Here is a 12,268-nt window from a genome sequence, read left to right as displayed (position 1 = left end):
CTTAATCGATATTCAATGTGAAGGGCATTCTAGCCTGAACTCCTTTACGGTTCATAAAGGATTTTATATCCTTTAAGATTTGATAAGGGGTCTCCCCTATTTCTTCTTTGATCAAATTCTCCTTTGCTTTTGCTCCCGCACCCGATATATCCTCCATAAAACGTTCAAAGCCCGACTTATATTTTGGATATTTACGTATCCCGAAACTTTCGATCTCCGCCAGTTTGGCGGCTTCAGCTATAGCATCCTCAAGCGTGCCCAACTCGTCCACCAGCCCCAATCGTTTGGCATCCACTCCGCTCCAAACCCTACCTTGGGCAATACTATCGGCTTGGGCCATGGACATATTTCTACCGTTGGAAACCCGTGTCAAAAATGTTTCATAGGTATCCTCGATACTCTCTTGTACCTGCATCCTAAAGGCCTCTCCCATTGGTTCAAATAAGGAGTATTCCACCGAGTTCTTATTGGTACCCACTTGTTCCGCATTAACACCTATGTCCTCGGCCAATCCATGGATATTCGGAATCGTTCCAAAAACGCCAATCGATCCCGTAATAGTAGTTGGCTCCGCAAAAATCTTATCTGCACCTGCTGCGATGTAGTAACCACCGGAAGCGGCTACATTTCCCATTGAGACTACTACGGGCTTCACGGCTTTGGCCAATTCCACTTCCCTCCAAATAATATCGGAAGTTAGGGCGCTACCCCCAGGTGAATTCACCCTCAGTACTATGGCTTTCACTTTTTCATCTTCCCGCGCCTTTATAAGGGCTTTGTTAATAATTCCTTGGCCTATGACATCGGGTCCTCCCTCACCATAAAATATCTCCCCTTGAGCAAAAATGACCGCTATTTTATCGTTCCCGGATTTCAATTCTTTTTTGGAGGAATACAATGTGTAGTCATCCAACGTGATATAATTGATATCCTCATTTTCATTCTCTGATAGCGCATTGGCAATTACACTTTCGTATTCATCATAAAAAAGAACGTCATCAATCAAATGGCTCTCTTTTGCATATTTGGGCAATCTTCCCCCTAAAGTGTCCGCAATTGTATTAAGTTCGACTACACTGATATTCCTATCCATCGAGATATCTTCGAGCATTGAGTCCCAAAGAGATTGTATCAATTCCTTTATTTGGGTCCTGTTGGCCTCGCTCATTTCATTTTCCGAGATAGGGCTCCACGGCACTTTTATATTTTCCGTGCCGAATTACCTCCATCTTTACCCCCGTCTTTTCCTGTAAATCCTTATAATAAAGAACTTCAGAAGAAAGTCCTCTAAAGTCAAGAACACCTACTGGATTCAAAAAAATAGAGTCTGCCACACTGGCCAAATAATAATCCTTCGGGAATAAAAATCTCCATAGGCATAAATAAACTTACCAGTCTCCTTGAAGTCATTCAATACTTTTCGTAATGTTTGGGTCTGCGCCAATCCGGCCAACAAAAAATTATTGTTGATGCTTATCCCCTTTATTCGATCATCGTCCTTGGCCACGGTAATTGCTTGAAGGATTTCATCCAATCCCTGGGATTCCTCAAACAAACCAGAGAACGGATTGATTTCGCTGCTACCAGTGTAGTCCGCAATGGGTCGCTGCAATTGAATCTCCAAAACGGAGTTTCTCTTTACGTTCACCGCATCTTCCCCACTTCCCAAAAGTGTAATCAACACAAAGAACATGACAAAGACAATTCCAAAGGCGATTAAAGTACCTAGAATTGCCGCCAATAGGTTTCTCAAAAACTTCATGCAAAAGCAATTTTTATTAGCCTGCAAAGATAACCAATGTGAATTTGTTTTAGTTATTTTGCCCTCAGATTATGATAGAAACCCAAACCCTTTATTTATCGATTGGCAGTAACCTAGGCCAAAAACGAAACAACCTACAGAAAGCAATCTTCCTTATCGGTGAGCGTATTGGTGAAGTAACTGCTGTGTCGAGCGTTTACAATGCACCCTCATGGGGTTTTGAGTCGGATGATTTTTACAATGCGTGTCTTGAAGTTAAAACCAAGTTTACCCCGCATGAAGCTTTAGAGAGACTATTGGTCATTGAACAATCCTTAGGAAGGAAACGAGGTACTGAAATAGGTTATCAAAGTAGATCCATTGACATTGATGTTATTTATTATGGTTATGAAGTTATGGACACTGCACACCTAACCCTACCTCACCCCAAAATGATAGAACGTAAATTTGTTCTGAAACCTTTGGCCGATATCGCCCCCCAATTTTATCACCCAATTGTGAATAAGGATACTCGGAATTTATTACAGGAAACCCGGGATAAAAGTGACATTACCAAACTCCCCATAAAACTTTTCAAAAGTAGGGTTGAGTTATTTTCCGATGTACAATTTCCGGCCATTGAAGGCAATATAGGAGCAGGAAAAACAAGTTTGGCTACTAAAATATCTGAAGACTACAATGCTAAATTGATCTTGGAGCGTTTTGCCGAAAATCCATTCCTACCCAATTTTTATAAAGATCAAACCAGGTATGCCTTTCCATTGGAAATGTCCTTCTTAGCTGACCGTTACCAGCAATACATGGATGACACCAATCAGTTTGATCTCTTTAAAAATTTTATGATCAGCGATTACGATATATTTAAATCCCTGATTTTTGCCAAAGTGACCTTGCAAAAAGATGAGTTTGAACTCTATCGAAAGATTTTCAATTTTATGTATAAAGAGGTCAAAAAGCCCAAAATCTACGTCTATCTGTATCAGACCACCGCACGCCTTTTAGAGCAGATAAAAATGAGGGGGAGGGACTACGAGCAGGGCATTGATGCGATCTATCTTGAAAATATCAATCGTGGGTATTTGGATTTTTTAAAAACATATCCCCAACAAAATCAATTGATTATAGATGTATCAGAGTTGGATTTTGTAAACAACGAGCGTGATTACAACACTATCTTAAACACCATTTCCGACTTTGCCCTTCTCCAACGGAGTTAACACAATTTTGGCAATTTTCTTGCACAAAAGAAATGAATTTACTTTCTTGGTAGGCTCTTTTGAGAAACTAACTAACTCAAACTATACCAAAAGCCCGGAAACTCCGGGCTTTTATTTTTGTAGCTTGGACCAAAAGTCCCAAACGACCACCCCAACACTAACAGATATATTCAAGGAATGTTTGGTACCAAACTGTGGTATTTCCAATACCGAATCACAAATATCGACCACTTTTTGTTGTACCCCCTTTACTTCGTTACCAAAAACCAGAGCATACTTTCCCGTTTTTTGGGGACTGAATTCTTGAAGCATTTGGGCACCTTCAGCCTGCTCTATCGCGAGATTCATATATCCTTGGGAAGAAAGTCCTGTCATTAGGCCCAAGATATCCTCCACATATTCCCATTCCACACTTTCGGTGGCGCCCAGGGCGGTTTTATGAATATCTTTATGGGGTGGTTTTGCCGTAATTCCGCAGAGGTAAATCTTCTTCACCAAAAAGGCATCGGAAGTCCTAAAAACCGACCCGATATTGTTCAGACTGCGTATGTTATCCAATATAATGCACACAGGAATCTTATCGGATTTTTTAAACTCTTCTACGTCCAATCTATCTAGTTCCTCGTTCTTTAATTTCCTCATTGGGATACTTTTCAACTATCGACCTTAAATATCAACAAAAATTCAAATCGCCTGTGGAATACCATATATTCGTGACGAAGCAACAAAAATAGGTAGAGAACACGTGGCAGCGAAAGGAAATACGAAAAAGGTGACACCGTTGATGAAACAATACAATACCATCAAGACAAAATATCCTGATGCTTTGTTGCTATTTCGCGTGGGCGACTTTTACGAGACTTTTGGCGAAGATGCAGTCAAAGCTTCCAAAATTCGGGTATTATCCTTACCCATAGAAACAATGGTGGCGATAGAACTGAACTTGCCGGTTTTCCACATCATTCATTGAATACCTATCTCCCAAAATTGGTGAAAGCAGGTCAACGGGTGGCTATTTGTGATCAGTTGGAAGACCCCAAACAGACCAAGACCATTGTGAAAAGAGGGGTTACGGAGTTGGTTACCCCTGGGGTTGCCCTAAACGATGATATCTTGAACGCCAAAAGCAATAATTTTTTGTGTGCAATACATTTTGGTCGTAAAAAAATAGGAATTGCCTTTGCAGATATCTCCACGGGCGAATTTTTGACTTCAGAGGGAAGTGAGGAACAGGTGGATAAGCTATTACAGAATTTCTCTCCCAATGAAGTTCTAGTTGCAAAATCACACAGAAAGGAATTCGCAGAAACTTTTGGGAACCAATTCCATACCTTTTATATGGAAGATTGGGTGTACCAGGAGGATTACGCTATGGAAAACCTCACTAACCATTTTAAGACCAAATCCCTAAAAGGATTTGGGGTTGACCATTTGCAGTATGGTATCATTGCTTCGGTGTAATTTTGCATTATCTATCTGAAACCCAACATAGGCAACTACAACATCTTAATACCCTGCAGCGCATTGCGGAAGACGAATATATTTGGATGGACCGTTTCACTATCAAAAATTTGGAACTGTACCATTCCACAAACGAAAATGCCGTAACGCTTCTGGATGTTATTGATAGGATCCTATCCCCTATGGGTGGGCGTATGATAAAACGCTGGTTGGCCCTGCCCTTAAAAAATGTCCAAAAAATTAGAGGACGCCATCAGGTAGTAAAACACCTGTTCGAAAATGAGCTTGAACTGGACAAGTTACAGGCCAACATTAAACACATGGGCGATTTGGAACGGCTGATTTCCAAGATTTCTACAGGAAAGGTAAACCCCAAGGAGGTTGTGCAGTTAAAAAATAGTCCGGAGGCGATTATCCCGATCAAACAGATTACCTCCAATGCCCAAAATGACGCTCGGCCCTCATTGGTGATAAACTACAGTCTTGCGACCTTTTACGTAATAAAATAAAGGAAATGCTTAATGAAGAGGCTCCGGTGAACCTACTGAAAGGCAATGTCATTGCCGAAGGCTTTTCCGAAGAGCTGGATGAACTTCGGGGTTTGGCCACCAGTGGCAAGGATTATTTGGACTGAGATGCTGGAACGTGAAACCCAAGCCACTGGCATTTCTTCTTTAAAAATAGCTTCTAACAACGTATTTGGATACTACATAGAAGTACGAAACACCCATAAAGATAAGATCCCGAAGCTTGGATTCGAAAGCAGACCCTGGTCAATGCAGAACGCTACATAACAGAAGAACTTAAGGAATACGAATCCAAGATTTTAGGAGCGGAGGAACGCATCACCTCCTTAGAGCAGCAATTGTTTACACAATTAATTCTATGGATGCAGGAATATATTCAACCCGTTCAAAACAATGCCCACCTAATTGCGCAGCTCGACTGTCTTTGTGGTTTTACCCAATTGGCTAAGGAAAACAAATACGTAGCCCCTGAACTCAACGATTCTACAGACATTTTCATAAAAAATGGAAGACATCCGGTAATAGAGAAACAACTGCCCTTGGGGGAGGCCTATATTGCCAATGATGTTTCACTGGACCGTAACAGCCAACAGATTATTATGATAACTGGGCCCAATATGAGCGGTAAGTCTGCCATATTAAGGCAAACGGCCCTTATCGTGCTCTTGGCCCAAATGGGAAGCTTTGTACCTGCGGAATCGGCACAGATCGGTTATGTTGATAAAATTTTTACCCGTGTTGGTGCCAGTGATAACATTTCCATGGGAGAGTCCACATTCATGGTTGAAATGAACGAGACCGCCTCTATTCTAAACAACCTCTCCGAAAGAAGTTTGATCCTATTAGACGAAATTGGAAGGGGTACCAGTACATACGATGGTATTTCTATCGCCTGGGCTATTTCGGAATACCTGCACGAACACCCGGCTAGGGCCAAGACCTTGTTCGCCACCCACTACCATGAGTTGAACGAGATGGCCGCAACCTTTGATCGTATTAAGAATTTTAATGTCTCCGTCAAGGAGCTAAAGGATAATGTCCTGTTCCTCAGAAAATTGACACCCGGCGGAAGTGAGCATAGTTTTGGTATTCATGTAGCCAAGATGGCGGGTATGCCACAGCAGGTCATTGCAAAAGCGAACAAAATCCTAAAGAAATTGGAAAAATCGCATTCCAATGAAGAGCTTACAGAAAAAATTTCTTCGTCACAAGATGACATGCAATTGAGCTTCTTTAATTTGGACGATCCGTTGTTAGAAGAAATCAAGGAAGAAATCCTTCATTTGGATATCGACACCCTGACACCTGTAGAGGCCTTAATGAAGTTGAACGAGATAAAACGCTTATTATCAAAAAAGAAGAAAGCCACCTCTTAAGAAAAGGGATTCTTTTGCTTTTTTTACTTTGACATTTATAGAATTGTATTAAATTTGCATCCGCATCTTTTAGGAGATGTACGTTCTTTAAAATCTGCGAAAATAGCTCAGTTGGTAGAGCGCCACCTTGCCAAGGTGGAGGTCGCGGGTTCGAATCCCGTTTTTCGCTCTTTTTACTCCGCACGGCTACGGCTACGCTTAGCCAACTAGGCGGAGTTTTTTGTTTAATAATAAGTCCTGCTCGAGTGGTGGTCCCGATAGTTATCGGGAGATAGACACTCCGAAATATTGAGATATGGACTGTGTTCTTAACATACTGTACTACCTGTTGCCAACAAACGGCAACAAATATGCTCGAGTGGTGGAATTGGTAGACACGCCGGACTTAAAATCCTGTGGGCATTTGCCCGTGCGGGTTCAAGTCCCGCCTCGAGTACAAAAACCCTTATTAATCATTTGATTTTCAAGGGTTTTTACTTTTTATAGTGCCAAAAAATTGAGGATTCAATTAATTTCAAATATAATTGGGAAAATGTGAGGATCCCATTGAAGCTGTAAGCTTGCCATTTTTCTCCAAACCCGTCAAATTCCTATAAAATACAACCCTCCCCATTAAACCTTTTGTTATTTTAGGCATCTAAAATTGAAATCGAACGAACTTATTCATTCATTAAAAATTACACACTATTTTAAGCACTTTTTAAGGTGACGCTAAAATCCTAAAAATTAATAACACACTAAACAATAGATATTATTATGAGCAGAAAATCAGAGAACACCTTCAGGGAATTTCATAGATACCTAGGCTTTTTCTTAGCAGGTATTATGGCAGTATATGCCATTAGCGGTATAGTACTTACCTTTCGTAATACAGATTTCCTGAAAAAGGATGTAACCATTACCAAAACCATCCCTGCTGGCTTGAACGATGAAAAACTTGGAGAGGAACTTCGTATGCGCTTCTTTAAAGTCGACAAAACAGAGGGCGATATGGTCTATTTTGAAAACGGTTCTTACAATAAGGCTACTGGCGATGTATCCTATACCGAAAAACGCCAACCCATAGTCATCGAAAAAATGAACAACCTGCATAAGATGCATCAAGGGAATCCCTTATTTTGGCTAGCCATCTTATTTGGCATAGGGCTACTGTTCTTTTCAGTATCTGCATTTTTTATGATCAACCCAAAAGCGCCCATTTATAAAAAAGGAATCTATTTTGCCGTCGCGGGATTTTTATTGACGGTGGTGCTTTTAATGGTTTAATACATTAGCCTTTCAAATAAAAGCAAAGACCCGGACGATTGTCCGGGTCTTTGCTTTTAAGAGAGTCTGCAACTTTAGTAATAGAGTTTTTATTTGTAATTCGAGACACGCTCATCCTGTATGACACCGTTCCAATTTAATCCAAAGGCAAAATCATAAACATTCTCCTCCGCATCTGTGTAAGGTACCATATCCATGGGTACGTCCTCAAATTGGGTTTCCACAGTGGCCATGTTCTCTCGGCATCCGGAAAGGCAATAAGGCAGATGGTTCCGCTTTGCCGGATATGATTTCCGAAGTGCTTGTATCCTGTACCCCAAAACCCACCAATATTGCATCGGATTGTTTTTCTATTTCTGAAAATACCATTGGGTTCGTCGTATGTACCACAGTCAACACAGGTTTTCCTTTCATGAGTGATTTCGTTTTAGCTACCAATTCGGCATCCGTTGCATTATTGGTTGAAACCGATTTGTTCTTGTAGCTTCTATTGGTAAAGTCCTCCAAGGGATCACCTCCGGCAATACTTTCCGCTCGTGCTTCGGTAGCGGTATAATCACCATATTGAAGACTTATAGGAAAGTACCCATTGCCACCTTTTTCAACATCGATCCTATCATACCCGATTCCGGAAGAAGGACTTTCTATAAATACTAATCCAATATCGGCGTCATCCGGATTATCAACTACCTCAAAATATTTTTTGACCAATTCCATATTCACTGGATAGTCGGTTGATGCAGGAATTTCCATACCCAAAAAGTTTCGACTTGCAGCAACATAACGTTGGGGTACATATACTTTCTGCCTTTCCATTAGGGGGAGGACATTGTTTGTATTTTTCAACATGACAATGGATTGAATCTGTGCTTCAAAGCCCGCTTTCATGAATGCTGGTTGACCAACGACTTCCCTTGTTTCGGAAGGTACCACATACGGATTCTCAAAAACACCCACACTAAAAATATTATTTAAAAGGCGAACAGCGGATTTTTCCATTCTTTCATGCATCTTTTCTTCCCCATGTTCTTCCTTGCCCATCTCATATGCATCTAAAATCGGTTGGGCGTCATTGTTCCCCCCAAACTGGTCCACACCAGCCATCAAAGCCTTGTAATGGAGTTCAGCTTCGGACAGGTTCTCAAGCCCCCAAGGCTTTCCATCGATAAAATTATCCATAACGGTATGCTCATGTGTAACACTCCAATCGGTACACACGACACCGTCATATCCATATTTTCCACGAAGTAGATCCTTAATGATGTATTCGTTATAAGAATTTCCCACATTTTCACCATTCTTGGAATCCTGATTCCAGGATATCGTGTAGTAGGGCATTACGGCAGAAGCCATATTAGTCCCACCTTCAAGTTTAAAGGCGCCTTCTAGAAAAGGAATCATGTGCTCATCAAAATTATTGCCTGGATAAACGGCATATTTACCGGCACCATAGTGCGCATCGCGTCCCGCTTCACCGGCCCCTCCCCCAGGCCAATGTTTTACCATGGCATTAACACTTTCAGTACCCCAGTCCCCATCTGCTGACGATTGAAATCCATCCGTGTATGCACGTGCCATATCCGCCGCCAACTTGGAACTTTCCCCAAAAGTACCATTAAAACGTGCCCATCTAGGTTCCGTGGCAATATCGATTTGCGGTGATAGGGCCGTAGTGATTCCCAATGCCCGATATTCCTTGGAAGCAATTTCACCAAACTGCCGAACCAAATCGGATTAAAGGTGGCAGCCATTCCCAAAGAACTTGGCCACATGGATATATCACCGCCGGAAGCGGCATCGTACTCCATACGAGCGACAGTTCCGTGCCTTGGATCGGAGCTATTATTGGCAGGTATTCCCAAACCAATACTTTCACAAAACGCTTGTAATTTATTGTTCCATTGAGCGGCAACCTCAGGAGATTGCACAGTGGTTATCAATACGTGACGCAGATTATCGGCTTCAAGGAACTTTTTCTGTTGATCTGTTAAGTCGGATGGATCCGTTTTTCCTTCCGTGTAAGGTTCTCCATTGTAGGTACCGGAGAAATAGCCCTGGGGTCTTGCCGGAATGGATTGATGACCCGAGTACAACATCAGTCCAGCAATTTGTTCAATAGTCATTTTTGAGGCCAAATCCTTTGCTCTTTCCTCTACAGGTAAGCGCCAATCCTCGTAGGAGTCCAACGTACCATTTTTATTCAAGTCCTTAAAGGCAAATCCATCTACGGTCAACAGTTTTATACCAGATTCCGGATGATAGCCCAAAGTAGCACCATCGGTATTTCTTACGATTGTATGGTCTCCTTTGACTTCCTCGCTGAACTTGGGAGCCGTTTCACAACTTGAGGTAAGCAAAGCTAAACTGCTATAAAAAACAACATAAGTTTTACAAAATAGTTTCATTATAAACGCTTATTGGATTTTTATCGGCTGGATGTCAATTCAAAAAGTTCCTTATCCAACTGTGGCTTTAACTCACAGGTCACATCAAAGTGCATGGTTGCTGTATTCTCTTCAGTATAGGCCGGCCATTCCGCAAATTCTCAGAATTTGGATTTCCTGTTTTTGCAAAGTTGATCCAAGCCTGGCTCATTTTAGCAGCCAATGCATGGGCCTCAGCGCCACCACCGGTCATTTGGTTGGCCTTGTCCACAGTATCAAAAACGAAGGGGAGTTCCATACAATGTAGGGATTTGTATTTTCCATCAAATACAGGTGACTGCCAGGTGAAGAGATACATATACACATCTGCCCCGCCTTCCAAGCTTGATTTAGTATTTGCTTGTGCCACAGCTCCTGGGCGGAATCTAGTATCAACGTCCAACAGATCTTTAGGATCAGTATCGTTCGGATAGGCCTTTTTTACCGCCGCGATATAATCATCCGCTTTATCCTTGTACGTTTCCTTAATATGGGTCATGATTTCTTCCTTGGAAGCGTTCAAGAATCTCATATTGGCGAAAGGAGCAAATTCATTCTTAACAGTACCAATCAATAGAGGTATATTCTTTGATAATTCCAATGCCTCATCCGAATGTACCTGATAAGGTAAATCCACTCCATCCCTACTGGATCCCCAATTAAGACCAAAACCAATCATAGGCTTGCCGGAATCCCTCAATTTTTGTGCGACATTTTGTAGTGCTTTGGCGCCTGCATCTGCTAATACCTGAAATGGAATCTTCTGAATACTATCGATATTCGAGGCATCCAAACCTAAAATGGAAACGGTTTCTGCGGCGATAGCTTGGGTATCCTCCTTTTCCGTAATGCCACTTCTAGTAGCACCACTTTGATTGATTGCCTTATGAAAAAGTCCATTGGCCTTGGGCATGGCCATCAAAGTGTTCACCTTAGCGCCGCCCCCGCAGATTGACCAAATATGGTAACATTGTTAGGATCCCCGCCAAAATTCTCGATGTTTGTCTTGACCCACTCCAAAGCCATAACCATATCCAATATGCTATTGTTGGCAGAATGTTTATACTTTTCCCCATAGGCCGATAAATCCAAAAAGCCCAAGACATTTAATCTGTGATTGATGGAAACGACCACAACATCCCCTTTTTTACTAAGATTTTCACCGTCATATGAAGGAAGTTCATGACTAGATCCAGCCGTAAAACCACCCCCATGAATCCAAAACATTACGGGTCTTTTTTTAGTATCGGATATACTGGGTGTCCAAACATTCAAACTTAGGCAGTCCTCACTGGTATACCCCCAATCATGGTCAAATACAAACTCCGATTCATCCTGGACCGAAGTGGTAGGTGTCATTAATGGAGCAACGGGACCATACATAGTGGAACTACGAACTCCTTCCCAGGAATCGGCTTCACCGATGCCTCAAAGCGCTCCGCCTTGGCATAGGGAATACCTTTGTAGGTAAAAATCCCATTCTCGATATATCCACGTACCTTACCATTTTCAGTATTGGTCACGGCCACATCCTTCCCAGTGGTCACTTCTTGGGCAGTCATAACAAGTGAACATATAAAGAATATTACAAAAAAATTCAGTATTCGTTTTTTCATTTCTATAGTTTTTTATGAAACATTTACCCTTATTAAATCAGAGGGTTAACTAGTATAAATGTTCGTGTTTAAATAGTCATTTTTGAATTTACCTTCTGGATCGTGCTGTTTGGCAAGTGCCAAGAAGTCATTGAACTTGGTGTATCTTTTTGCCAAACCTTCTTGGGATATCGTAAAAAGTTTACCCCAGTGTGGCTTGTAATTAAAAGCATTCAATTCCGCTTCAATCATTTTTATGAGTTCCCCTACTTCTTTGGGGTTCTGTTTCCATGTAAAATGTATTGCCACACAATCTTGTTGGTAGCAGGGACTCATCCAATAATTATCGGCAGCAATGGTTCGTATTTCTGTAATGAAAAGCTGTGGGGAAATCAAATCCCTCTTCTTTTCAAGGGCCAATATCGCTTCCGAGCCTTATCCATGGGAACAAAAAATTCTGATTGTAATTCCTCCCCGCTACTTGGGGTAAAACCCATTTTAAAGTGGGGCAAGCGATCGTACCATGAATCGGGAACCCCCAGTTGGTCGGTACAATTCTCTGCGGACAATTCGGTAATGGGATGTAAATTTCTAGTTGCAGCTTTCGCTCCGAAATAATCACCCCCCAAATCCTTTACTTC

13 protein-coding genes, 2 tRNA genes and 1 pseudogene are annotated in these 12,268 nt (G+C 41.6%); 5 read left to right on the top strand and 11 right to left on the bottom strand.

Annotation, left to right across the window (positions count from 1 at the left end; translation table 11 throughout):
• Position 1: 1 nt before the first annotated feature.
• The 3 genes from sppA to NYZ99_RS21150 are packed head-to-tail and all read right to left on the bottom strand — an operon-like array spanning position 2 to position 1,762.
• The gene (gene sppA / locus NYZ99_RS03395) at positions 2-1,168 is read right to left on the bottom strand and encodes a signal peptide peptidase SppA (RefSeq protein WP_338039275.1); all 1,167 of its coding nucleotides are present in this window, start codon (positions 1,166-1,168) and stop codon (positions 2-4) included.
• A gap of 1 nt (position 1,169) precedes the next feature.
• Positions 1,170-1,316, bottom strand: coding sequence for a S49 family peptidase (locus NYZ99_RS21155; protein ID WP_338039274.1), 147 nt, complete (start codon positions 1,314-1,316; stop codon positions 1,170-1,172).
• A complete protein-coding gene (locus NYZ99_RS21150) occupies positions 1,313-1,762 on the bottom strand; it encodes a Clp protease/crotonase-like domain-containing protein (protein ID WP_338039273.1) in 450 nt (149 codons plus the stop codon). The genes NYZ99_RS21155 and NYZ99_RS21150 overlap by 4 nt, the downstream gene beginning before the upstream one ends.
• 71 nt (positions 1,763-1,833) lie before the next feature.
• Here NYZ99_RS21150 and folK point away from each other — a divergent pair, with 71 nt between their 5' ends.
• Positions 1,834-2,979 carry a 2-amino-4-hydroxy-6-hydroxymethyldihydropteridine diphosphokinase gene (gene folK / locus NYZ99_RS03390; protein WP_260573522.1) on the top strand — a complete coding sequence of 382 codons (1,146 nt, stop codon included), beginning with the start codon at positions 1,834-1,836 and terminating at the stop codon, positions 2,977-2,979.
• 111 nt (positions 2,980-3,090) lie between these two features.
• Here the strand turns inward: folK and NYZ99_RS03385 are convergent, their stop codons facing one another.
• A complete protein-coding gene (locus NYZ99_RS03385) occupies positions 3,091-3,621 on the bottom strand; it encodes an RNA methyltransferase (protein WP_260573521.1) in 531 nt (176 codons plus the stop codon).
• 103 nt (positions 3,622-3,724) lie between these two features.
• On the opposite strand from NYZ99_RS03385, the pseudogene mutS reads away from it, so the two are divergent.
• The 4 genes and pseudogenes from mutS to NYZ99_RS03365 all read left to right on the top strand — a co-directional run bounded on the left by mutS (position 3,725) and on the right by NYZ99_RS03365 (position 7,609).
• Positions 3,725-6,343 (top strand): annotated as a pseudogene (mutS, locus tag NYZ99_RS03380) (DNA mismatch repair protein MutS).
• Positions 6,344-6,439: 96 nt separating this feature from the next.
• Positions 6,440-6,512 (top strand) — tRNA-Gly (locus NYZ99_RS03375).
• Between the two features lie 183 nt (positions 6,513-6,695).
• A tRNA-Leu gene (locus tag NYZ99_RS03370) sits at positions 6,696-6,779 on the top strand.
• A 320-nt stretch (positions 6,780-7,099) separates the two neighbouring features.
• Positions 7,100-7,609: a PepSY-associated TM helix domain-containing protein gene (locus NYZ99_RS03365; protein WP_260573518.1), complete on the top strand. Its 510-nt coding sequence runs from the start codon at positions 7,100-7,102 to the stop codon at positions 7,607-7,609.
• Positions 7,610-7,698: 89 nt separating this feature from the next.
• Here NYZ99_RS03365 and NYZ99_RS21145 read toward each other — a convergent pair whose 3' ends face one another.
• The 7 genes from NYZ99_RS21145 to NYZ99_RS03335 all read right to left on the bottom strand — a co-directional run bounded on the left by NYZ99_RS21145 (position 7,699) and on the right by NYZ99_RS03335 (position 12,256).
• Positions 7,699-7,842, bottom strand: coding sequence for a hypothetical protein (locus tag NYZ99_RS21145; RefSeq protein ID WP_338039272.1), 144 nt, complete (start codon positions 7,840-7,842; stop codon positions 7,699-7,701).
• A complete protein-coding gene (locus NYZ99_RS21140) occupies positions 7,817-9,292 on the bottom strand; it encodes a glycoside hydrolase family 3 N-terminal domain-containing protein (protein ID WP_338039271.1) in 1,476 nt (491 codons plus the stop codon). The genes NYZ99_RS21145 and NYZ99_RS21140 overlap by 26 nt, the downstream gene beginning before the upstream one ends.
• 801 nt (positions 9,293-10,093) lie before the next feature.
• A complete protein-coding gene (locus NYZ99_RS03355; RefSeq protein WP_260573517.1) occupies positions 10,094-10,963 on the bottom strand; it encodes a carboxylesterase family protein in 870 nt (289 codons plus the stop codon).
• Positions 10,960-11,415, bottom strand: a complete 456-nt coding sequence (locus NYZ99_RS03350) for a carboxylesterase family protein (protein WP_260573516.1) — start codon at positions 11,413-11,415, stop codon at positions 10,960-10,962. The genes NYZ99_RS03355 and NYZ99_RS03350 overlap by 4 nt, the downstream gene beginning before the upstream one ends.
• Positions 11,391-11,648: a hypothetical protein gene (locus tag NYZ99_RS03345; RefSeq protein WP_260573515.1), complete on the bottom strand. Its 258-nt coding sequence runs from the start codon at positions 11,646-11,648 to the stop codon at positions 11,391-11,393. Before NYZ99_RS03345 ends, NYZ99_RS03350 begins: the two co-directional genes overlap by 25 nt.
• Positions 11,649-11,693: 45 nt before the next feature.
• Entirely contained in the window at positions 11,694-12,023 is a 330-nt protein-coding gene (locus NYZ99_RS03340) for a D-arabinono-1,4-lactone oxidase (protein WP_260573514.1), read from the bottom strand.
• On the bottom strand, positions 12,020-12,256 hold the full coding sequence (locus tag NYZ99_RS03335; protein ID WP_260573513.1) for a hypothetical protein: 237 nt from the start codon (positions 12,254-12,256) through the stop codon (positions 12,020-12,022). The genes NYZ99_RS03340 and NYZ99_RS03335 overlap by 4 nt, the downstream gene beginning before the upstream one ends.
• Positions 12,257-12,268 lie beyond the last annotated feature (12 nt).

It is taken from the genome of Maribacter litopenaei, from assembly GCF_025244665.1.
Taxonomy (GTDB): Bacteria; Bacteroidota; Bacteroidia; order Flavobacteriales; family Flavobacteriaceae; genus Maribacter; species Maribacter litopenaei.
This window is presented reverse-complemented; position numbering and strand designations above follow the sequence as displayed.